Here is a 22204-nt window from a genome sequence, read left to right on the forward strand (position 1 = left end):
CTGGTGGAGGAGGTTGGATTCGAACCAACGTAGGCGTAAGCCAACAGATTTACAGTCTGCCCCCTTTAGCCACTCGGGCACCCCTCCGCAGAGAACTGATGATTATGGGGGAACATCGACTTCATGTCAAGGGTTGCTTGACCGTTCCAAACCCAAAGCTCTCACTTATAGTAAGAAATAAAACGCAAAAACCCCACCTCTTAGGGAGGTGGGGTTTCTGTTTCTGCTTGGGAGCCTGACGATTACCTACTTTCACACGGGAATCCGCACTATCATCGGCGTGGAGTCGTTTCACGGTCCTGTTCGGGATGGGAAGGGGTGGTACCGACTCGCTATGGTCATCAGGCATGACTTGTTGTCGTGTCGCCTGTGGGCGGCACAACCAATCTGGAAGAAGTAGCTGAGAGGATGCCTCTCGGTGTTACTTTGGGCTGTGCTTGTAGTGCACAACACTGATCTCAACCTGTGTGCTCTCGTCGAGACCCTGCGCTTGGCGCAGGATGGGGCATCCATAAGTGCTAAAGCACTAACGGCTGCCGACACACACCTGTTATAGGATCAAGCCTTACGGGCAATTAGTATCAGTTAGCTTAACGCATTACTGCGCTTCCACACCTGACCTATCAACGTCCTGGTCTTGAACGACCCTTCAAGGGGCTCGAAGCCCCGGGGATATCTCATCTTAAGGCGAGTTTCCCGCTTAGATGCTTTCAGCGGTTATCTCTTCCGAACATAGCTACCCGGCGATGCCACTGGCGTGACAACCGGTACACCAGAGGTTCGTCCACTCCGGTCCTCTCGTACTAGGAGCAGCCCCCTTCAAATATCCAGCGCCCACGGCAGATAGGGACCAAACTGTCTCACGACGTTTTAAACCCAGCTCACGTACCTCTTTAAATGGCGAACAGCCATACCCTTGGGACCGGCTACAGCCCCAGGATGAGATGAGCCGACATCGAGGTGCCAAACACCGCCGTCGATATGAACTCTTGGGCGGTATCAGCCTGTTATCCCCAGAGTACCTTTTATCCGTTGAGCGATGGCCCTTCCATACAGAACCACCGGATCACTATGACCTGCTTTCGCACCTGCTCGACTTGTCGGTCTCGCAGTTAAGCACGCTTATGCCATTGCACTATCAGCACGATTTCCGACCGTACCTAGCGTACCTTCGTACTCCTCCGTTACACTTTGGGAGGAGACCGCCCCAGTCAAACTGCCTACCATGCACTGTCCCCGATCCGGATTACGGACCAAGGTTAGAACCTCAAACAAACCAGGGTGGTATTTCAAGGACGGCTCCACGCAGACTGGCGTCCACGCTTCATAGCCTCCCACCTATCCTACACAGATCGGTTCAAAGTCCAATGCAAAGCTACAGTAAAGGTTCATGGGGTCTTTCCGTCTAGCCGCGGGGAGATTGCATCATCACAAACACTTCAACTTCGCTGAGTCTCGGGAGGAGACAGTGTGGCCATCGTTACGCCATTCGTGCAGGTCGGAACTTACCCGACAAGGAATTTCGCTACCTTAGGACCGTTATAGTTACGGCCGCCGTTTTTACCGGGACTTCAATCAAGAGCTTGCACCCCATCATTTAATCTTCCGGCACCGGGCAGGCGTCACACCCTATACGTCCACTTTCGTGTTTGCAGAGTGCTGTGTTTTTATTAAACAGTCGCAGCCACCAGTTTATTGCAACCCCTTCACCCTCCTGGCGCAGGCCAGTCAAGCTACAGGGGCGTACCTTATCCCGAAGTTACGGTACCAATTTGCCGAGTTCCTTCTCCCGAGTTCTCTCAAGCGCCTTAGAATACTCATCTCGCCCACCTGTGTCGGTTTGCGGTACGGTCTTGTTAAACTGAAGCTTAGAGGCTTTTCTTGGAACCACTTCCAGTTGCTTCTTCACCTAGGTGAATGGCCTCACACCCTTGAATTCCGCGCCCGGATTTGCCTAAGCGCCTTCTCCAATGCAAGGACCGGGACTTCCAACACCCGGACAACCTTCCGCGATCCGTCCCCCCATCGCATTTAACAATGGTGCAGGAATATTAACCTGCTTCCCATCAGCTACGCATTTCTGCCTCGCCTTAGGGGCCGACTCACCCTACGCCGATGAACGTTGCGTAGGAAACCTTGGGCTTACGGCGAGGGGGCCTTTCACCCCCTTTATCGCTACTCATGTCAGCATTCGCACTTCCGATACCTCCAGCGCACTTTTCAATGCACCTTCGCAGGCTTACGGAACGCTCTCCTACCATGCACATAAATGTGCATCCGCAGCTTCGGTATATTGCTTAGCCCCGTTACATCTTCCGCGCAGGACGACTCGATCAGTGAGCTATTACGCTTTCTTTAAAGGATGGCTGCTTCTAAGCCAACCTCCTGACTGTTTTAGCCTTCCCACTTCGTTTCCCACTTAGCAATATTTGGGGACCTTAGCTGGCGGTCTGGGTTGTTTCCCTCTTGACACCGGACGTTAGCACCCGATGTCTGTCTCCCGTGATTGCACTCTTCGGTATTCGGAGTTTGCTATGGCGAAGTAATCCGCAATGGACCCTTCAACCATGACAGTGCTCTACCCCCGAAGGTGATACACGAGGCACTACCTAAATAGTTTTCGGAGAGAACCAGCTATTTCCAGGTTTGTTTAGCCTTTCACCCCTATCCACAGCTCATCCCCTAACTTTTCAACGTTAGTGGGTTCGGACCTCCAGTACGTGTTACCGCACCTTCATCCTGGCCATGGATAGATCACCTGGTTTCGGGTCTACACCCAGCGACTGAATCGCCCTGTTCGGACTCGCTTTCGCTACGCCTGCCCTAATCGGTTAAGCTTGCCACTGAATGTAAGTCGCTGACCCATTATACAAAAGGTACGCAGTCACCCCACAAGGAGGCTCCTACTGTTTGTATGCATGCGGTTTCAGGATCTATTTCACTCCCCTCCCGGGGTTCTTTTCGCCTTTCCCTCACGGTACTGGTTCACTATCGGTCGATCACGAGTATTTAGCCTTGGAGGATGGTCCCCCCATCTTCAGACAGGATTTCACGTGTCCCGCCCTACTTGTCGTACACCTAGTTCTTCCTCGCTGTTTTCGTCTACAGGGCTATCACCTGCTATGGCCGCACTTTCCAGAGCGTTCAACTAACAATGAAGATAAAGAGTACAGGCTGGTCCCATTTCGCTCGCCACTACTCTGGGAATCTCGGTTGATTTCTTTTCCTGCGGTTACTTAGATGTTTCAGTTCACCGCGTTCGCTTCGCATGACCTATGTATTCAGTCATGGATACTCCATTCGGAGTGGGTTTCCCCATTCGGACATCTACGGATCAAAGCTCGTTTGCCAGCTCCCCGTAGCTTTTCGCAGGCTACCGCGTCCTTCATCGCCTGTGATCGCCAAGGCATCCACCACATGCACTTGTTCGCTTGACCCTATAACGGGTGTGTCTCTGGCCGTCTTCACTGGGAAGACCGCGCGAGCCACATCGTTACAGGTTGAGTATTCGTGTTGCGCCGTATTCCAAGGCAATCTTTCGATCACCTTTTCATACATTGATACAATCACAACCCTGATTCACCTACTCGGCCACCCATCTCTAGATGTCCTTTCGTGAATCTCTTTACTACTTCTTCCTGATTGTTAAAGAACGACAGCCGATAATGCGGTTGCTATAACCGCCTATCTTTACTGACTGGCTCAATCGCCAATGCTTGTTTCACTGAACCGCCAGCACGTTTAAATGCCTGCGCCAGATAAACCAGCATTGAAGATTGGTGGAGGATGACGGGATCGAACCGACGACCCCCTGCTTGCAAAGCAGGTGCTCTCCCAGCTGAGCTAATCCCCCAGTCACATACATCACACAGGGGAACTTCGCCGATCAGCCACACCAGACAAGACATTGGTGGGTCTGGATGGATTCGAACCATCGACCCCCGCCTTATCAAGACGGTGCTCTAACCGACTGAGCTACAGACCCCTGAGTCTGTCTTTCAAATTCACAGCCGATAAGCGTGAGCGCTCAACTTTGATGCTGAAGCTCTGGAAAGGAGGTGATCCAGCCGCACCTTCCGATACGGCTACCTTGTTACGACTTCACCCCAGTCATGAATCCCACCGTGGTAAGCGCCCTCCTTGCGGTTAGGCTACCTACTTCTGGTGAAACCCACTCCCATGGTGTGACGGGCGGTGTGTACAAGACCCGGGAACGTATTCACCGCGGCATGCTGATCCGCGATTACTAGCGATTCCAGCTTCACGCACTCGAGTTGCAGAGTGCGATCCGGACTACGATCGGTTTTCTGGGATTGGCTCCCCCTCGCGGGTTGGCGACCCTCTGTTCCGACCATTGTATGACGTGTGAAGCCCTACCCATAAGGGCCATGAGGACTTGACGTCATCCCCACCTTCCTCCGGTTTGTCACCGGCAGTCTCCCTAGAGTGCTCTTGCGTAGCAACTAGGGACAAGGGTTGCGCTCGTTGCGGGACTTAACCCAACATCTCACGACACGAGCTGACGACAGCCATGCAGCACCTGTGTTACGGCTCCCTTTCGGGCACCCCGACCTCTCAGCCAGGTTCCGTACATGTCAAGGGTAGGTAAGGTTTTTCGCGTTGCATCGAATTAATCCACATCATCCACCGCTTGTGCGGGTCCCCGTCAATTCCTTTGAGTTTTAATCTTGCGACCGTACTCCCCAGGCGGTCAACTTCACGCGTTAGCTACGTTACTAAGGAAATGAATCCCCAACAACTAGTTGACATCGTTTAGGGCGTGGACTACCAGGGTATCTAATCCTGTTTGCTCCCCACGCTTTCGTGCATGAGCGTCAGTATTGGCCCAGGGGGCTGCCTTCGCCATCGGTATTCCTCCACATCTCTACGCATTTCACTGCTACACGTGGAATTCTACCCCCCTCTGCCATACTCTAGCCCGCCAGTCACAAATGCAGTTCCCAGGTTAAGCCCGGGGATTTCACATCTGTCTTAGCGGACCGCCTGCGCACGCTTTACGCCCAGTAATTCCGATTAACGCTTGCACCCTACGTATTACCGCGGCTGCTGGCACGTAGTTAGCCGGTGCTTATTCTTCCGGTACCGTCATCCCACCCAGGTATTAACCGAATGGTTTTCTTTCCGGACAAAAGTGCTTTACAACCCGAAGGCCTTCTTCACACACGCGGCATTGCTGGATCAGGCTTGCGCCCATTGTCCAAAATTCCCCACTGCTGCCTCCCGTAGGAGTCTGGGCCGTGTCTCAGTCCCAGTGTGGCTGGTCGTCCTCTCAGACCAGCTACAGATCGTCGCCTTGGTAGGCCTTTACCCCACCAACTAGCTAATCTGCCATCGGCCGCCCCTTGAGCGAGAGGTCCTAAGATCCCCCCTTTCCTCCGTAGAGCGTATGCGGTATTAATCCGGCTTTCGCCGGGCTATCCCCCACTCCAGGACACGTTCCGATGTATTACTCACCCGTTCGCCACTCGCCACCAGGATTACTCCCGTGCTGCCGTTCGACTTGCATGTGTAAGGCATGCCGCCAGCGTTCAATCTGAGCCAGGATCAAACTCTTCAGTTCAAACCTGTTACTGTTTTTCGGTTCCGTTAAGAACCGGTCGCTCACTCAACGTACTGACGAATGATCCAGCCATCTTGCGACGGCCAAACCTTCCTTTCATTACTGTGTGAGACTTGATACTTTCGCTTTTACGCCAGATTCCGAAGAACCCGGCCAGCGTCGCCATCAAGCGCCCACACTTATCGACTGTTAATTTTTAAAGATCAATTCGCGTCACTCGCAGTCGCCGCACTTCAAACTACCCGGCACCGCTTCGTTCTGCGTCGCTGCATCTGCAGCAGAGAAACGAGATTATGAAGAATCTTTTTCGCTACGTCAACCGTTGTTTTTGCTATCGCTTAAAACTTCCGGTTCACCTCGCGTTCACCGGTTTCTGCGGCGAACCCCGTTTGCACGGAGGAGGCGAATCATAGGTGAGCCGCGCCCCTGGTTCAAGCGTTTTCCCAAAATTCTTTTTTGATATCTCATTTTGATGTGGATGCGCGTAGCAACACCGCCGAATCCACCGTCCGGGCCATCACTGCGTAGCCGGCGTCGTTGGGATGGATATGGTCGCCGCTATCGTAGCCGCGTTGCAGGCGATCTTCCGCCGCAGGATCGCGCAGCGCCGCGTCGAAATCCACTACGCCGTCGAATGCGTGCGACGTACGGATCCACTGATTAACCGCCGTCCGGAGTTTTTCCCGCGATTCCGGCAACGCTGCGGGCGTCACCGTGGCGCCGACGATCCGGATGCCATGTCGATGTGCCGTCGCGATCACGCGCTGGTAGCCGGCAATCAGATCCGCCGCCGACACCACCGTATGCGGCGCGTCGCAATCCAACCCGGCGTGCGGCGGCATCGCCGCGAAGTTGATGTCGTTGATCCCGATCAGCAGCACGACCGCCTTGATACCCGCCTGCCCCATCACGTCATGCTCGAAACGTCGATCGAGCGCGTCGCCGTAACAGGCCGAGTCGCTCAACAAGCGGTTGCCGCTGATGCCCAGATTGACCACGCCCGCTTTCCTGCCCGAATGCTCCAGTTCACGCGCCAGCCCGTCAGGCCATCGGCGATTCTGGTTCAAGCTGGAGCGCATTCCGTCAGTGATCGAATCGCCGATTGCCGCGATTCCTTCACTGCCCGGCGCGTTGACTGACAGACTCGTGACCCAAGCGTATTGCGTAAAGCGGGCGGCGAACGCCTTGCCGGTCGGGTCGTCTGCATGATTGCCGGGCGTCGACACGTAGTTGAGCTGGTTCGCCACGCGGTGCCAGGCGACCAGGCGCTGTTCGCGCCCCATGTAGGAACTGATCGCGTAAGGTGCACCGCTCTGGATCTCGATTGAAACCGGATCGCTCTCGAGTTCGGCGCCAGCCGGGATCGAGACTTCACCTTTCCCGCCGAAGGTCACCCGCGCCTCGCCGGCGCTCTGCGTCGCCGCGCCGCCCGCCGACCGCGCGATGCGCAGGTCGTCGATGACGAGCGGCGCTTTCCCGTACTGATTGCTCACGCGCAACCGCACGCCGTTACCTGACAGCGTCGGATAGACGATCTGACGGACAGTTCGTCCTGCGACATCAGGCGCGCGGTAGAGCGGCGGAGGATTCTGGAGTTGCGGAATAGGTTGCAACGCAGTGCCCCACGCGCTGACCCAATGACCGGGCGCATCAGCGGCAAAAGCGGCGGGAGCAATGAATGCGTGAGCGAGAAAAGCGGCGCCGCAGGCAGCGGCAAGAGTGCGGAGGGTCATTCGATGAGCGCGCGGAGAGCAAAACGCTCATTGTGCCCGATCGACAGTGACCGGGCGCCGGGCGGACAGCGAACGTGTCCACCCGGCCGGATCTGCGCACGATCAGCGCGCAGATCCGGAGTTCAGGCCGCGCGCGACGGCACCAGCTTGAGCGCGAGCGCTTCGGCGACTTCGATCCCGTCGATGGCCGCCGAGTAGATGCCGCCGGCATAACCCGCGCCTTCGCCGGCCGGATACAGACCTTCGACGTTCATGCTCTGGAAATCGTCCTTCCGGCGAACGCGGATCGGCGACGACGTGCGCGTTTCCACGCCCGTCAGCACGGCGTCGTGCATCGCGAAACCTTCGATCTTGCGATCGAGCTGCGGCAACGCCTCGCGGATTGCTTCGATCACGTAGTCCGGCAGCGCGGTGCTGAGATCGGTCGGCGTCACGCCCGGCTTGTACGACGGGACTACGGAACCGAGCGACGTCGAAGGCCGTCCGGCAATGAAATCGCCAACCAGCTGGCCCGGCGCGCAATAGTTGCCGCCGCCGAGTTCGAACGCGCGCTCTTCCCATTTGCGCTGGAACGCGATGCCGGCCATCGGGCCGCCGGGGTAATCGTCCGGCGTGATCCCGACCACGATCCCGGCGTTCGCATTGCGTTCCGCGCGCGAGTACTGGCTCATGCCGTTCGTGACAACGCGGCCCGGCTCGGACGTCGCGGCAACCACGGTGCCGCCGGGGCACATGCAGAAGCTGTAGACCGCGCGGCCGTTGCTCGCGTGATGGACGACCTTATAGTCGGCGGCGCCGAGCTGTTTGTGTCCGGCAAACTTGCCGAAACGGCTACGGTCGATCAAACCCTGCGGATGCTCGATCCGGAAACCCAGCGAAAACGGCTTCGACTCGATATAGACACCGCGATCGCTGAGCATCTGGAACGTATCGCGCGCGCTATGCCCGACGGCCAGCACGACGTTATCGCAGCGCAGCGTCTCGCCGTTCGACAGCGTCAACCCGCGCACCTTGCCGTCTTCGATCTCGATATCGTCGACGCGCATTTCGAAGCGCACTTCGCCGCCCAGCTCGTGAATCGTCGCGCGCATCTTCTCGACCATGCTGACCAGCCGGAACGTGCCGATGTGCGGACGGCTCAAGTACAAAATGTCGTCCGGCGCGCCGGCCTTGACGAATTCATCGAGCACTTTGCGGCCGTAATGCTTCGGATCCTTGATCTGGCTGTACAGCTTGCCGTCCGAGAACGTACCCGCGCCGCCCTCGCCGAACTGCACATTCGACTCCGGATTCAACACCGACTTCCGCCACAGACCGAACGTGTCTTTCGTGCGCTCGCGGACGGCCTTGCCGCGCTCCAGAATGATCGGACGAAAGCCCATTTGCGCGAGCAGCAAGCCGGCGAACAGCCCGCACGGCCCCATGCCGATCACGACCGGTCGCTGAAATTCGGGATGCTCAGGCGCCTTCGCCACGAAGTGGTACGACATGTCCGGCGTGATACCGCAATGCGGCTGGCCGTCGAGTTGCTTGCGCGCCGCCGCTTCGTCGCGCACTTCGACGTCGACGATATAGCTGAGCTTGATGTCGGCGCGTTTGCGCGCGTCGTGCGAGCGGCGGAACACGGTGTAACGGATGAGATCGCCGGCCGGCACGCCCAGCGTGGCAAGGCGCGCGATGATCGCGGCTTCGAGATCGCTGTCGGGGTGATCGAGCGGGAGTTTGACTTCGCTTAGACGTAACATGTATTGGGGACGCGGTGGGCTGCGGAAATCGCGGCCAATTCGCAATTTTATAGGTTCTGCCGCACCAACGGGCAGTCGACGGTGGAACGCGTTGTGTCGGCGCGAACCGTGCACCGTCGAAATCCGCGCAAACAACCCGTGCGATGCGTGCCCGCTAAACCGGCACGTAGCCCTGCCGCTCCAGCGCCTGCCGGTGCCAGCGGTTGCCGTTCATCCCGCAAAACGCGGCGAACAGAATCGACAGCACGAGACTCGCGATATCCGCGCTTTCGCCCGCCAGCCCGATAAAGCCGATCAGCAGATCCGCCACCAGCAGCAGCGCCGCGAGCAGCCACATCCGCTTCATCAGCGCCCACACGAAACCGAGCAGACACGCCGCCCAACTGAACCCCGTCGCAACCGCGATCGTCTCGTCGCGGCTGGGATGCTTCAGAAAAATTCGATCCGGCATCGCCGATCCTCTATCTATATAGATGCGGCGACTCTAACCGCTTCTGACGAAACCGCGCCGCACTTGTACGGAAACGCCGTCTCAAAAAATATCATTAACCGACCGGTCGGTTGGTTTATACTCCCGAACACAGACAACTTCGGATGAGAGTGTCCCCGCCATGTACACGCAATCCCTCGACATTCCGGGCAACGTCGCCCCGATCGATCCCGCTGCCGGTTCATCCGAGCAGGCCGCTTTCGACGCCATCATGGCCGTCGACGGCAAGATCGAAGCGCAAGACTGGATGCCCGACGCGTATCGCAAGACGCTGGTGCGCCAGATTTCCCAACACGCGCATTCGGAGATCGTCGGCATGCTGCCGGAAGGCAACTGGATCTCGCGCGCGCCCAGCCTGAAGCGCAAAGCCATTCTGCTCGCCAAGGTGCAGGACGAAGCCGGTCACGGTCTCTATCTGTACAGCGCGGCTGAAACGATGGGCGTCTCGCGCGATCAGCTGATTGCCGCGCTGCACGCGGGCAAGGCCAAATATTCGAGCATCTTCAATTACCCGACGCCTACCTGGGCGGACGTCGGTGTGATCGGCTGGCTGGTCGATGGCGCGGCGATCATGAACCAGATTCCGCTGTGCCGCTGCACGTACGGCCCGTACGCGCGCGCGATGATCCGCATCTGCAAGGAAGAGTCGTTCCATCAGCGGCAAGGTTTCGACGCGTTGCTGTCGATGATGCAAGGCACCGACGCGCAGCGCGAACTCGTTCAACAAGCAGTGAACCGCTGGTGGTGGCCGGTGCTGATGATGTTCGGCCCGAGCGACAAGGATTCGATCCACAGCGGTCAGTCGTTCAAATGGGGCATCAAGCGCATCTCCAATGACGATCTGCGTCAGAAGTTCGTCGATGCGACCGTCGATCAGGCGAAAGTGCTCGGCGTCACGCTGCCCGACGCCGATCTCAAATGGAACGAAGCACGCGGCCATTACGACTACGGCGACATCGACTGGGACGAATTCTGGCGCGTCGTCAACGGCGACGGTCCGTGCAATCGCGAACGTCTCGCCACCCGCGTCAAGGCGCACGACGACGGCGCGTGGGTCCGCGAAGCCGCCCTCGTCCACGCCGAAAAACAACGGCAACGCGCGCAACAGCACGCCGCGTAAGCGTCGCGCGCAGTTGTCGCGCAATCAGATCACCGCCGCGCCGCCGCATCCGGATAACGCCGCGCCGGCACGCAACAGGATTCAGGAGACACGAGATGAACAAGGAATGGCCGATCTGGGAAGTGTTCGTGCGCAGCAAGCAGGGACTCGACCACAAACATTGCGGCAGCCTGCACGCGTCCGACGCGTCGATGGCGCTGCGCATGGCGCGCGACGTCTACACGCGCCGCCAGGAAGGCGTGAGCATCTGGGTGGTGCCGTCGTCGGCAATCACGGCGTCCAACCCGGACGACAAGGCGGAGCTGTTCGAACCGGCCGGCGACAAGATTTATCGCCATCCGACGTTCTTTACGCTCCCCGACGAAGTCAACCACATGTAAGCGCGACATGGACATCACGCCCCAACACCTCTCCTACGTGCTGCGCCTCGCCGATTCCGCGCTGATTCTCGGTCAACGGAATACCGAATGGTGCGGCCACGGCCCGGTGCTCGAAGAAGACATCGCGCTGTCCAACATGAGCCTCGATCTGATCGGCCAGGCGCGTTTGCTCTATACGCACGCGGCGTCGCTCGAACAGGCCATGACCGGCAAAACCCGCACCGAAGACGATTACGCGTATTTCCGCGCCGAGGGTGAGTTTGCCAATTACACGCTGACCGAGTTGCCGCATTACGGTCCGCTGTCCGGCACCGCGCAAGCTGAAAAAGACTACGCGGTGACGATCGTGCGCAATTTCCTGTATGCGTCGCTGATGGCGCATCTGTGGACGGCGCTGACCGCATCGACGGATTCGCAACTGGCCGCGATCGCGTCGAAATCGATCAAGGAAACCAGCTATCACCTGCATCACTCGCGTGAATGGCTGCTGCGTTTCGGCGACGGCACCGCGGAATCGCATCGGCGCGCGCAGGCGGCGCTCGATTACCTGCTGCCTTACACCCGCGAATTCTTCAGTGTTGACGACGTCGAGCAACGCATCGCGGCGGCTGGCGTCGGTCCGCTGACGGCGGATCTGCAAGACGCGTGGTTCGACGACGTGCGCGAAGCGTTCGACGAAGCCACGCTGAGCCTGCCCGAGCCGGTCAAGCACATCACCACCGGCAAACACGGCGAGCATTCGGAGCACATGGGTTTCGTGCTCGCGGAAATGCAAAGCATCGCGCGCCAGCATCCGGGCGCGACCTGGTAAGCCGCGCGCGAAAAAACGGAGTCCGACGATGATCTCGACAGCTGAACTCGCCCACCCTACCGACCTCGCGCTCGATCGCGCATGGGACGTACTCGAATCGGTGCCCGATCCGGAGATTCCGGTGGTATCGATTCGCGAACTCGGCATCTTGCGCGACGTGCGCCGTGCCGCCGACGGCGCGCTCGAAGTCGTGATCACGCCGACCTACTCCGGCTGTCCGGCGATGTCGCAGATTGCCGAAGACGTCGCGCACGCGCTCGACGTCGCGGAACTCGGTCCGTACCGGATCGACACCGTGCTGGCGCCCGCCTGGACGACCGACTGGATGACCGCCGACGCCCGCGAAAAACTCCGCGCGTACGGCATCGCGCCGCCAACCGGCAATTGCGGCAGTGCGCAGCCGAGCGGCGCGCCGCAGCAGAAAGTGATGCGTTTCATGCCGCGCGCGTTGCCCGCCCCCGCGTGCCCGCGCTGCGGCTCCGCGCACACCGAACGACTCGCGCAATTCGGCTCGACCGCGTGCAAGGCGCTGTACCGCTGCATCGATTGCCGTGAACCCTTCGACTATTTCAAACCGTACTGAATATGGCCACCCCGCAATTTCACTCGCTGCGCATCCGGGAAGTGCGTCCCGAAACCGCCGACGCGGTATCGGTCGCTTTTGAAGTGCCCGTCGAACTGCGCGATCTGTACCGCTTTACGCAAGGCCAGTTCGTCACGCTGAAAACGCATATCGACGGCGAGGAAACCCGCCGCTCGTATTCGATTTGCGTCGGCGTGACCGACTACGACCGCGACGGCGAATTGCGCATCGGCATCAAGCGCGTGCGCGGCGGGCGTTTCTCGAACTTCGCGTTCGACACGCTGCAACCCGGCCACGAAATCGACGTGATGACGCCGGACGGCCGCTTCTTCACGCATCTGAACGCCGATCAGGGCCAGCAGTACATCGCGTTTTCCGGTGGATCCGGCATCACGCCGGTGCTCGCGATCATCAAGACGACGCTCGAAATCGAGCCGCGCAGCCAGTTCACGCTGGTGTACGGCAACCGCAGCGTCGAGCAGATCATGTTCGCCGAAGAGCTCGAAGACCTGAAAAACCGGTTTATGGAGCGCTTCCGGCTGTATCACGTGCTGTCCGACGACTTGCAGGATGTCGAGTTGTTCAACGGCGTGCTCGACCAGCAGAAATGCGCGGCGTTTCTGGAAACCCTGCTGCCGGTGGATTCGATCGACGAAGCGTTCATTTGCGGCCCCGGACCGATGATGGACGCCGCCGAAGCCGCGCTGAAGGAAGCCGGCGTGCCTGCGACAAAAGTACACGTTGAGCGCTTCGGCTCGCCGTTGCCGCAAGCGGGCGTACCGCTCGTCGAAATCACCGACGACACGCCCGCCGCCGATCTCGAAATCGTGCTGGACGGCAAACGTCGCAAGATGCGTCTGCCGTTTCAGGGCGTCAGCGTGCTCGACGTCGGTTTGCGTGCCGGACTGGCGCTTCCGTATGCGTGTAAAGGCGGTGTGTGCTGCACCTGCCGTGCGAAGGTGCTGGAAGGCGAGGTGAAAATGGAGAAGAACTACACGCTGGAAGAACACGAGATTCGCGACGGTTTCGTGCTGACGTGCCAGTGTCAGCCGGTCAGCGACAAGGTGGTCGTCAGCTTCGACGAGCGCTAAGCCGTTCGATGCATCGCAGGACGGACGCTCGTCTTACGACTTTCAGCCAACTCGCGATCCGCTTACACTAGGGGCCGCTCGAAACCGCGACTCCGTCCCGGTTTATCGAGCGGCCTCTTTTCGTTACAGAACGGCCCGCCGAAGCGGCCCACCCGACCGATGACCACGATCCACCTGACCAATGGCGACGTAGCCGCCGAATCCCTGCGGACCGCGCTGCGCGAAGCAGGACGCGCCGACTCCGTACAAGCGTTACGTGACGATCTGGCCGTCGGCCCGTTGCGCGGCATCGACGACACGAGCGACATGCGCGCCGATTTCTGGCAGCGCGTGACCGGCGACACCCACCGTGACTTCGTCGCGGATTTCGCCGAACAGGACGAGACGGTCGCGCGCGTGGTCGCGGATTCGTCGAATGTCGTGCTGTGGCACGGCGAAAGCGCCGCCGATCAACTGATGCTCCGGCGCGCCTGCTACCGGCTGCGCAACAGCCCGCAACGCCTGAACGAAGTCCGTCTGTCGATCCGCGATCTGACCGACACCGGCGCGTGGGCGCATAGCCGTCCCGATCGCGCCACGTCGGTCGGCATGTTCGCGCCGGACGTATTGCAGGCGCGCATCGCCGAAGCCGCACCGATTTCCGTGCTGCGTATCAGCCGTCTTGCGCTCGAATGGCAGGAGGTCAAGCACGTTAACGGCGAAACCCGTCGGTGGCGCGACAACACATTCACCAGCGGGACGTTCGCCGAACTCGACGCGCTGATCGTCGAACACGCGTCCGGAACGTGGCAGCCGGCGGCCCGCGTCGCCGCGCAGCTGATGTGCGCGCAACTCGGCTTTCTGGTCAGCGACACGATCGCGCTGTGGCGAATCCGCGAAGTGGCGGCAAGCGGGCGCATCCGCCTGCGCGGCGATACAGCCGCGTGGCGCACGCTCGAATTGAGCAGCGCCGAAACCACCTGCTCCAGCTAATCCCCGACGACCTTCCGATTTTTCGATCACATGGCCCGCACCCGAGCGCCCGACCACGAAACCCAACGCGACCAGATTCTCGAACTGGCCGCCGCCAAATTCGCCCAGACGAGCTATCCGAGCACGTCGATGGCGGATCTCGCCGCCGCCAGCGGCACGTCGAAAGCGCGGCTTTATCACTACTACGAGAGCAAGGAAGCGATCCTGTTCGACCTGCTCGACCGCTACACGAAACGGCTGATGCTGATCATCGCCGAGGTGGAAGGATCGAGCCAGCGTCGCGGCCTGACCGAGCGCGAGACCTTCGCGGAGTTGATTCGCGCGTTTCTGTCCGAATACGAGACGTCGCACAGCCGGCACGTCGCGTTGCTCAACGACGTCAAATATCTGCTCGATGCCCAGCGCGAAATCATCCTGAACCGGCAACGCGATGTAGTTGCCGCGTTTGCGCGTCAACTGACGCGCGCCTATCCCGAACGGGCGACGCGTGACAACCAGACCGCGCTGACGATGATGGTGTTCGGCATGATCAACTGGACCTTTAGCTGGCTGAAACCCGGCGGCCGGATGAGCTATCGCGAATTCGCCGAAGAAGTGGTGTCGGTGGTCGATCAGGGCTTGCGCGGCTCGCAGTGATTCCGCAGAGCACCATTCGTCTGATATATTAAGTTGCCGCCAAACCACGCTGTGCGCATCCGACGCACTGCGTGGTTTTTTACTTTAAAAACAGCATGTTGAATTGTTCTAACTAGACCACTAGAAGCCACGCTCGAAATGAGATGCGGGTTTTCCCTAGGGTCTAAAGTCGGTTTCCGGTAAAATTGATTTTGCGGTGCATCAAGCCGCTCGATCAAAAGGAGAACCCGACCATGAACTTGACTACTAGCCGCGCCGCCGGGCCGATCGTGACATCCGGCCGTCCGCTGCCTGCTGCTGGCCACGCGCCGGTTCTGGTCCGGGAACTGACTTCGGCTGATCGCGAGCGTCTGCTCACCCATTTTCTCGCGCTGGAAGAAGACGACCGCCTGCTGCGCTTCGGTCAGATCGTGCCCGATCACGTGATCGAAAACTACGTTCGCACGCTCGACTTCACCCGCGACACCGTTTTCGGCGTGTTCGACGCGCAATTGCATCTGGTCGGCGTCGGCCATCTGGCTTATCTGCCCGCTGAAGGCGACAAGCGCACCGCCGAATTCGGCGTTTCCGTCCTGGAAAGCGCGCGCGGTCAGGGCATCGGCACGAGGCTGTTCGAGCGCGCCGCCATGCGCAGCCGCAACACACACGTCACCACGCTGTATATCCACTGCCTGTCGCGCAATTCCACGATGATGCACATCGCGAAGAAAGCCGGCATGAAGATCGAATATTCGTACGGCGAAGCCGACGCGTACCTCACGTTGTCGCCGGCGGATCAATCCAGCATCATCGCGGAGATGTTGCAGGAACAGGCCGCCGTGTTCGACTACGCGATGAAGCGTCAGGCGCGCCACGCATCGAAGCTGTTCGAAAGCTTCATGCCCACGAAGGCTGCGGCTTAAACAGCCGCTTTCGCGCAAAACATCGCGCTGAACGCACCCACAAAAAGGGCGGATTTCGATCCGCCCTTTTTGCTTTTGCGACACCGTTCATGGCCAGCGAAGCCATCAAAGAATAGGCAGCGCGGTGGTTTCCTTGATCTTTTCCAGCGAAAAGCTCGTCTTCACGTCGATCACCGACGGATGGTGCAGCAACTGATCCTGCACAAACCGCGAAAAGTGCGCCATATCCTCGACCTGCACACGTAACAGGTAGTCCATATCGCCGGTCATCGCGTGACACGCCACCACTTCCGGCCACGTCTGCACGGCCGCGCGAAACAGATCGGCGTGCGTCGATCCGATCCGCGCCGACGTATTTTCACCGCGTCCACCCAGCGACGGCCCGCCGCGCTTCTCCAGCCGCACGTTCACGTAGGCCAGCAGATCCAGCCCGAGGCGCTGCGCATCGAGCAGCGCCACATAGCCGCGAATCACGCCGCTTTCTTCGAGCCGCCGGATGCGCCGCAAACACGGACTCGGCGACAGATTCACCCGCTCCGCGATCTCCTGATTCGACAAGCGGCCGTCCTGCTGCAGGATCGCGAGGATTCGCCGGTCGATTGCGTCCATCTCTATATTGGGCATTTTCTGTCTCCGTTTGCCGCTTATGCGCTATCGAATAGCGCCAGCGTAAAGACGGGCGATTAATTTCGCAAGTTTTCGTCTCAAGCCGATCGCTACACTGTTCTCACTCAAACGCGCAAAGCGCTTGCCCACAATCAGGAGACAGACATGCAGGTCGCAACATGGGACAACCCCGTCGGCACCGACGGCTTCGAATTCATCGAATACACCGCACCCGATCCGGTCGCGCTGGGCAAGCTGTTCGAGCAGATGGGATTCACGGCGATTGCCCGCCATCGTCATAAAAACGTGACGTTGTATCGCCAGGGCGAGATCAATTTCATCGTGAACGGCGAGCCCGATTCGTTCGCGCAACGCTTCGCGCGACTCCATGGCCCGTCGATCTGCGCAATCGCGTTTCGTGTGCAAGACGCCGCGATGGCGTACAAACGTGCGCTCGAACTCGGCGCATGGGGTTTCGACAACAAGACCGGCCCGATGGAGTTGAACATTCCGGCCATCAAGGGAATCGGCGATTCGCTGATTTACTTCGTCGACCGCTGGCGCGGCAAGAACGGCGCGCAGCCGAACAGCATCGGCGATATCGGCATCTACGACGTCGATTTCGAACCGATTCCCGGCGCGAATCCGAATCCGGTCGGCAACGGCCTGACCTATATCGATCACCTGACGCACAACGTCCATCGCGGCCGGATGCAGGAATGGGCGGAGTTTTACGAGCGCCTGTTCAACTTCCGCGAAGTCCGGTATTTCGATATCGAAGGCAAGGTGACGGGCGTGAAGTCGAAGGCGATGACGTCGCCGTGCGGCAAGATCCGCATTCCGATCAACGAGGAAGGATCGGAAACGGCGGGCCAGATTCAGGAATATCTCGACGCGTATCGCGGCGAAGGCATCCAGCACATCGCACTCGGCAGCAACGATATCTGCACCACCGTCGACGGCCTGCGCGCGTCGAAGATCGCGCTGCTCGACACGATCGACACGTATTACGAACTGGTCGATCGACGCGTACCGAACCACGGCGAGCCGCTCGACGAACTGCGCAAACGCAAGATCCTGATCGACGGCGCGCCGGAAGATCTGCTGCTGCAAATCTTCACGGAAAACCAGATCGGGCCGATTTTCTTCGAGATCATCCAGCGCAAGGGCAATCAGGGTTTCGGCGAAGGTAACTTCAAGGCGCTGTTCGAATCGATCGAACTGGATCAGATCCGGCGCGGCGTCGTGCAGGACAAGGTTTAAACGCCTGAAGCGGCGCGCATGAAAAAAGGGCGAGGATCGTAAGATCCTCGCCCTTTTCGTTATCTGGGCCGCGATGCGGCAGCGGGTTACGTCTGCTGTTCGTCGTCGACGGACGGGGCGGCGGGCGTTGCGCGCTCAGCCGCCACGCGAACCGGCGCAACATGCGCCAGCCGTACCGTCGATCCGACTGCGTTAGCCGAGCGCACCGGCGCGCTCATCGCAAAAAATGCGGCCGACACCATCAGGAAGGTCTGGATGTTTTTAGTGTTCATGCGTACTCCTTTTTCTAGCTGCCTGCGGCCCTGAAACGTCACAAAGGGCGACGCGTCACGTGGACGTGCACAGGTGGGGGTTAGACAGACTTCCGCCAGTCGGTTCCGCGCTGGCACGCTTTTTACGCCTTGTTACACGAGTTGGCGAACCATCCGGAAACGCCTCCAGCCTGCGTGAACGGCCTGTTTTCGCGATATTCCGGCCGTTCTGCGGCGGGTTTTTCCCAGTGCTACCATCAGAAAAAAGCCGTCAAGATGGAATCCCGGCCTGCGCATTCAAAAGATGCTTAAAGCCCAAAAGTTTTGGTGATCCCAAACTGGTTGGAGGAGAACACATAATGAACGCCCCGCTAGATGCCGGCCAACGCGCCACGCTGGAAGCCGCGCTATCTTCTGTCACGCTCGATGACAAATACACGCTCGAACGCGGCCGCGCGTATATGAGCGGCATCCAGGCGCTGGTGCGTCTGCCGATGCTTCAGCAGGAACGCGACAAGGCCGCCGGGTTCAATACAGCCGGTTTTATCTCCGGTTATCGAGGCTCGCCGCTCGGCGGACTCGACCAGTCGCTGTGGAAAGCCAAAACGCATCTCGCCGCGCATGGCGTCGTGTTTCAGCCCGGCGTCAACGAAGACCTCGCGGCCACCGCCGTCTGGGGCTCCCAACAAGTCAATCTCTACCCGAACGCCAAATTCGATGGCGTGTTTTCGATGTGGTACGGCAAAGGTCCGGGCGTAGACCGTTCCGGCGACGTCTTCAAGCACGGCAATTCGGCCGGTTCGTCACAGTTGGGCGGTGTGCTGGTGCTCGCCGGCGACGACCACGCGGCGAAGTCGTCGACGCTCGCGCATCAGTCCGAGCACATGTTCAAGGCGTGCGGATTACCCGTGCTGTTTCCGTCGAACGTGCAGGAATACCTCGACTTCGGTTTGCACGGCTGGGCGATGAGCCGCTACTCGGGCCTGTGGGTCGCGATGAAGTGCGTGACGGACGTGGTCGAATCGTCGGCTTCGGTGGATATCGATCCGCATCGCACGCACATCGTGCTGCCGACAGACTTCGCGATGCCCGACGGCGGCCTCAATATCCGATGGCCCGATCCTCCGCTGGTTCAGGAAGCGCGTCTACTCGACTATAAGTGGTACGCCGCGCTCGCCTATGTGCGCGCGAACAAACTGGACCGCGTCGAAATCGATTCGCCGAATGCGCGCTTCGGCATCATGACGGCGGGCAAAGCGTATCTGGACGTGCGCCAGGCACTGACCGATCTCGGCCTCGACGACGACACCTGCTCGCGCATCGGCATCCGTCTGTACAAGGTCGGCTGCGTGTGGCCGCTCGAAGCGCAAGGTGCGCACGCGTTCGCGAAAGGCCTCGAAGAAATTCTGGTCGTCGAGGAAAAGCGGCAGATCCTCGAATACGCGATCAAGGAAGAGTTGTACAACTGGCCCGACGCGCAACGTCCGCGCGTGTTCGGCAAGTTCGACGAGAAAGACGGCGCGGGCGGCGAATGGTCGGTGCCGATGGGCAACTGGCTGCTGCCCGCGCATTACGAACTGTCGCCCGCGATCATCGCGAAAGCGATCGCCACGCGGCTCGACAAATTCGATCTGCCCGCCGACGTGCGCGCGCGCATCGCGACCCGCATCGCGGTGATCGAAGCGAAAGAACGCGCACTCGCCCGGCCGCGCGTCGAAGTGGAACGCAAGCCGTGGTTCTGCTCCGGCTGTCCGCACAACACGTCGACCGCGGTGCCGGAAGGTTCGCGCGCGATGGCCGGGATCGGCTGTCACTACATGACCGTGTGGATGGACCGCAGCACCAGCACGTTCAGCCAGATGGGCGGTGAAGGCGTCGCGTGGGTCGGTCAGGCGCCGTTCACGCACGACAAACACGTGTTCGCGAATCTCGGCGATGGCACGTATTTCCACTCGGGATTGCTCGCGATCCGCGCGGCGATCGCGTCGAAAGCGAACATCACGTACAAGATTCTCTACAACGACGCGGTCGCGATGACAGGTGGCCAGCCGATCGATGGCGTGCTGACCGTGCCGCAAATCACGCATCAGCTCGCCGCCGAAGGCGCGGCGAAAATCGTGATCGTCACCGATCAGCCGGAGAAGTACACGCCGAACGTCGGACTGGCGCCGGGCATCGAAATCCATCACCGCGACCAGCTCGACGACGTGCAACGGATGTTGCGCGAAGTCGGCGGCACGTCGATCCTGATCTACGACCAGACGTGCGCGACCGAAAAGCGCCGGCGTCGCAAACGCGGCACCTATCCGGACCCGGCACGGCGTGTCGTGATCAACGAAGCAGTCTGTGAAGGATGCGGCGACTGCTCGGTGAAATCGAACTGCCTGTCCGTCGAACCGCTCGACACCGAATACGGCACGAAGCGCCAGATCAACCAGTCCACCTGCAACAAGGACTTCTCGTGCGTGAACGGGTTTTGCCCGAGCTTCGTGTCGATCGAAGGCGGACAGTTGCGCAAACCCAAAGTCTCCGCCGCCGACGATGCATCGATGCCGCCGGTTCCAACGCCCGACGTGCCGTCGATCGATCGTCCGTATGGCGTGCTGGTCACGGGCGTCGGCGGAACGGGCGTGGTGACGATCGGTGCGCTGCTCGGCATGGCCGCGCATCTGGAAAGTAAGGGCGTCACCGTACTCGATGTCACCGGTCTCGCGCAAAAAGGCGGCGCCGTGATGAGTCACGTGCAGATTGCCAACCGTCCCGGCGAAATCCATGCAACGCGGATCGCGATGGGCGAGGCGAGTCTCGTGATCGGCTGCGACGCGATCGTGACGGCCAGCGACGAATGCGTGTCGCGGATGCAGGTTGGCCGCACGCACGTCGTGCTGAACAGCGCGCACACGCCGACGGCCGAGTTCATCAAGAATCCGAACTGGCGCTTTCCGGGCACGAGCGCGGAAGCCGACGTGCGCGCGGGCGCGGGCGACGCCAGCGTCGATGCGGTCGATGCGAATCACTTCGCCGTCGCCCTGCTCGGCGACGCGATCTATACGAATCCATTTGTGCTGGGATACGCATGGCAGCGCGGCTGGGTGCCGCTGACGCACGAATCGCTGATGCGCGCGATCGAGTTGAATGCGGTGCAGATCGAGAAGAATCGCGCTGCGTTCGAGTGGGGACGTCGCGCGGCGCACGACCTGGCCGGCTTGCGAAAAATTGTGCGCGCTCAGGCAAACGGCGCATCAGCCGATGCGGATACCGATACGGCGTCGAGCAAGATCGTGTCGCTGCATACGCCGAAGGCGCTCGATACGTTGATCGACAAACGGGCAACGTATTTGAGCGCGTGGCAGAACGATGCGTATGCGGCGCGGTATCGCGATCTGGTCACACAGGTTCGCAAAGCCGAATCCGCACTCGACTCCGCCGATCCGCAATTGCCGTTGACCGAAGCAGTTGCCAGGAATCTTCACAAGCTGATGGCGTACAAGGACGAATACGAAGTCGCCCGTCTTTACGCCGATCCCGTGTTTGTCGACAAGCTGAAAGCGCAGTTCGAAGGCGACTGGAAGCTGAAGATTCACCTCGCCCCGCCCGCGTTTTCGAAGAAAGACGCGCATGGGCATCTGGTGAAGAAGAAATACGGCCCGTGGGTTTTCACCGCGATGCACGTGCTGGCGAAGTTGAAATTCCTGCGCGGCACCGCGTTCGACGTTTTCGGCAAGACTGAAGAGCGCCGGACGGAGCGCAAATTGATCGTCGAGTACGAAGGTTTGGTGCGGGAATTGATCGCCGGCTTGACGACGAAAAATCAAGCACTTGCGGTCGAGCTTGCCAATCTGCCGGACGGCATTCGCGGCTACGGTCACGTGAAGGACAACAACCTGAAGGGCGTGCGCGTGAAGTGGCAAAACCTGCTGACGCAATGGCATTCGGCGCATGGTGGCGAAGCGCAGCACGCGGCCTGATTTCTGTCGGCGTTAACGCAAAAGCGGCTGTCCTTATGGACAGCCGCTTTTTTTTACAGCCCGTCAAAACCA

The 22204-nt window shown here is 59.7% G+C and carries 15 protein-coding genes, 3 tRNA genes and 3 rRNA genes; 10 read left to right on the forward strand and 11 right to left on the reverse strand.

What is annotated here, in order from left to right; translation table 11 throughout:
- Window position 1: 1 nt before the first annotated feature.
- From PW947_RS11730 to PW947_RS11770, 9 genes are all read right to left on the reverse strand, one after another.
- Window positions 2-87 (reverse strand) — tRNA-Tyr (locus tag PW947_RS11730).
- Window positions 88-233: 146 nt separating this feature from the next.
- Window positions 234-346: ribosomal RNA gene (gene rrf / locus PW947_RS11735) — 5S ribosomal RNA — on the reverse strand.
- 208 nt (window positions 347-554) lie between these two features.
- Window positions 555-3437: ribosomal RNA gene (locus PW947_RS11740) — 23S ribosomal RNA — on the reverse strand.
- A 340-nt stretch (window positions 3438-3777) separates the two neighbouring features.
- A tRNA-Ala gene (locus PW947_RS11745) sits at window positions 3778-3853 on the reverse strand.
- A 55-nt stretch (window positions 3854-3908) separates the two neighbouring features.
- A tRNA-Ile gene (locus PW947_RS11750) sits at window positions 3909-3985 on the reverse strand.
- Between the two features lie 66 nt (window positions 3986-4051).
- A 16S ribosomal RNA gene (locus PW947_RS11755) occupies window positions 4052-5581 on the reverse strand.
- Together the 16S, 23S and 5S rRNA genes with 3 tRNA genes alongside form the textbook arrangement of a ribosomal RNA operon.
- A 464-nt stretch (window positions 5582-6045) precedes the next feature.
- Window positions 6046-7314: an SGNH/GDSL hydrolase family protein gene (locus tag PW947_RS11760; RefSeq protein ID WP_299631789.1), complete on the reverse strand. Its 1269-nt coding sequence runs from the start codon at window positions 7312-7314 to the stop codon at window positions 6046-6048.
- A 122-nt stretch (window positions 7315-7436) separates the two neighbouring features.
- Window positions 7437-9059, reverse strand: coding sequence for an NAD(P)/FAD-dependent oxidoreductase (locus tag PW947_RS11765; protein WP_299631791.1), 1623 nt, complete (start codon window positions 9057-9059; stop codon window positions 7437-7439).
- Between the two features lie 154 nt (window positions 9060-9213).
- Window positions 9214-9510, reverse strand: a complete 297-nt coding sequence (locus PW947_RS11770; RefSeq protein ID WP_299631793.1) for a DUF2628 domain-containing protein — start codon at window positions 9508-9510, stop codon at window positions 9214-9216.
- A gap of 160 nt (window positions 9511-9670) precedes the next feature.
- Here PW947_RS11770 and paaA point away from each other — a divergent pair, with 160 nt between their 5' ends.
- The 8 genes from paaA (at window position 9671) to PW947_RS11810 (ending at window position 16044) form a co-directional block, all read left to right on the forward strand.
- Window positions 9671-10669: a 1,2-phenylacetyl-CoA epoxidase subunit PaaA gene (gene paaA, locus PW947_RS11775; protein WP_299631795.1), complete on the forward strand. Its 999-nt coding sequence runs from the start codon at window positions 9671-9673 to the stop codon at window positions 10667-10669.
- A 95-nt stretch (window positions 10670-10764) separates the two neighbouring features.
- Window positions 10765-11049 carry a 1,2-phenylacetyl-CoA epoxidase subunit PaaB gene (gene paaB, locus PW947_RS11780; protein WP_299631797.1) on the forward strand — a complete coding sequence of 95 codons (285 nt, stop codon included), beginning with the start codon at window positions 10765-10767 and terminating at the stop codon, window positions 11047-11049.
- Between the two features lie 7 nt (window positions 11050-11056).
- Window positions 11057-11860, forward strand: coding sequence for a 1,2-phenylacetyl-CoA epoxidase subunit PaaC (gene paaC / locus PW947_RS11785; protein WP_299631799.1), 804 nt, complete (start codon window positions 11057-11059; stop codon window positions 11858-11860).
- Window positions 11861-11888: 28 nt separating this feature from the next.
- On the forward strand, window positions 11889-12443 hold the full coding sequence (paaD, locus tag PW947_RS11790; protein WP_299631801.1) for a 1,2-phenylacetyl-CoA epoxidase subunit PaaD: 555 nt from the start codon (window positions 11889-11891) through the stop codon (window positions 12441-12443).
- 2 nt (window positions 12444-12445) lie between these two features.
- Entirely contained in the window at window positions 12446-13534 is a 1089-nt protein-coding gene (paaE, locus tag PW947_RS11795; RefSeq protein WP_299631802.1) for a 1,2-phenylacetyl-CoA epoxidase subunit PaaE, read from the forward strand.
- A 159-nt stretch (window positions 13535-13693) separates the two neighbouring features.
- Window positions 13694-14506, forward strand: a complete 813-nt coding sequence (locus tag PW947_RS11800) for a DUF1835 domain-containing protein (RefSeq protein ID WP_299631803.1) — start codon at window positions 13694-13696, stop codon at window positions 14504-14506.
- Between the two features lie 30 nt (window positions 14507-14536).
- Window positions 14537-15142: a TetR/AcrR family transcriptional regulator gene (locus PW947_RS11805; RefSeq protein WP_299631804.1), complete on the forward strand. Its 606-nt coding sequence runs from the start codon at window positions 14537-14539 to the stop codon at window positions 15140-15142.
- A gap of 233 nt (window positions 15143-15375) precedes the next feature.
- Window positions 15376-16044, forward strand: a complete 669-nt coding sequence (locus PW947_RS11810; protein WP_299631806.1) for a GNAT family N-acetyltransferase — start codon at window positions 15376-15378, stop codon at window positions 16042-16044.
- 105 nt (window positions 16045-16149) lie between these two features.
- Here the strand turns inward: PW947_RS11810 and PW947_RS11815 are convergent, their stop codons facing one another.
- Window positions 16150-16668 (reverse strand): Lrp/AsnC family transcriptional regulator, encoded by a 519-nt coding sequence (locus tag PW947_RS11815; RefSeq protein ID WP_299631808.1) that lies wholly within the window; start codon window positions 16666-16668, stop codon window positions 16150-16152.
- A 147-nt stretch (window positions 16669-16815) separates the two neighbouring features.
- Here PW947_RS11815 and hppD point away from each other — a divergent pair, with 147 nt between their 5' ends.
- The gene (hppD, locus tag PW947_RS11820) at window positions 16816-17913 is read left to right on the forward strand and encodes a 4-hydroxyphenylpyruvate dioxygenase (RefSeq protein WP_299631809.1); all 1098 of its coding nucleotides are present in this window, start codon (window positions 16816-16818) and stop codon (window positions 17911-17913) included.
- Between the two features lie 86 nt (window positions 17914-17999).
- Here hppD and PW947_RS11825 read toward each other — a convergent pair whose 3' ends face one another.
- A complete protein-coding gene (locus tag PW947_RS11825; protein WP_299631811.1) occupies window positions 18000-18185 on the reverse strand; it encodes a hypothetical protein in 186 nt (61 codons plus the stop codon).
- Between the two features lie 338 nt (window positions 18186-18523).
- On the opposite strand from PW947_RS11825, the gene PW947_RS11830 reads away from it, so the two are divergent.
- Window positions 18524-22132, forward strand: a complete 3609-nt coding sequence (locus tag PW947_RS11830) for an indolepyruvate ferredoxin oxidoreductase family protein (RefSeq protein WP_299631812.1) — start codon at window positions 18524-18526, stop codon at window positions 22130-22132.
- Window positions 22133-22204 lie beyond the last annotated feature (72 nt).

Origin of the sequence: Paraburkholderia sp., from assembly GCF_028283785.1 — a bacterium.
GTDB lineage: Bacteria > Pseudomonadota > Gammaproteobacteria > Burkholderiales > Burkholderiaceae > Paraburkholderia.

Bases quoted from the DNA above. Each gene is read 5' to 3' on its own strand.
- PW947_RS11765 (WP_299631791.1), bottom strand. From the start codon at position 9,059: ATGTTACGTCTAAGCGAAGTCAAACTCCCGCTCGATCACCCCGACAGC.
- PW947_RS11805 (WP_299631804.1), top strand. From the start codon at position 14,537: ATGGCCCGCACCCGAGCGCCCGACCACGAAACCCAACGCGACCAGATT.
- paaA (WP_299631795.1), top strand. From the start codon at position 9,671: ATGTACACGCAATCCCTCGACATTCCGGGCAACGTCGCCCCGATCGAT.
- paaB (WP_299631797.1), top strand. From the start codon at position 10,765: ATGAACAAGGAATGGCCGATCTGGGAAGTGTTCGTGCGCAGCAAGCAG.
- PW947_RS11760 (WP_299631789.1), bottom strand. From the start codon at position 7,314: ATGACCCTCCGCACTCTTGCCGCTGCCTGCGGCGCCGCTTTTCTCGCT.
- paaE (WP_299631802.1), top strand. From the start codon at position 12,446: ATGGCCACCCCGCAATTTCACTCGCTGCGCATCCGGGAAGTGCGTCCC.
- paaD (WP_299631801.1), top strand. From the start codon at position 11,889: ATGATCTCGACAGCTGAACTCGCCCACCCTACCGACCTCGCGCTCGAT.
- paaC (WP_299631799.1), top strand. From the start codon at position 11,057: ATGGACATCACGCCCCAACACCTCTCCTACGTGCTGCGCCTCGCCGAT.
- hppD (WP_299631809.1), top strand. From the start codon at position 16,816: ATGCAGGTCGCAACATGGGACAACCCCGTCGGCACCGACGGCTTCGAA.
- PW947_RS11830 (WP_299631812.1), top strand. From the start codon at position 18,524: ATGAACGCCCCGCTAGATGCCGGCCAACGCGCCACGCTGGAAGCCGCG.
- PW947_RS11810 (WP_299631806.1), top strand. From the start codon at position 15,376: ATGAACTTGACTACTAGCCGCGCCGCCGGGCCGATCGTGACATCCGGC.
- PW947_RS11815 (WP_299631808.1), bottom strand. From the start codon at position 16,668: ATGCCCAATATAGAGATGGACGCAATCGACCGGCGAATCCTCGCGATC.
- PW947_RS11770 (WP_299631793.1), bottom strand. From the start codon at position 9,510: ATGCCGGATCGAATTTTTCTGAAGCATCCCAGCCGCGACGAGACGATC.
- PW947_RS11800 (WP_299631803.1), top strand. From the start codon at position 13,694: ATGACCACGATCCACCTGACCAATGGCGACGTAGCCGCCGAATCCCTG.
- PW947_RS11825 (WP_299631811.1), bottom strand. From the start codon at position 18,185: ATGAACACTAAAAACATCCAGACCTTCCTGATGGTGTCGGCCGCATTT.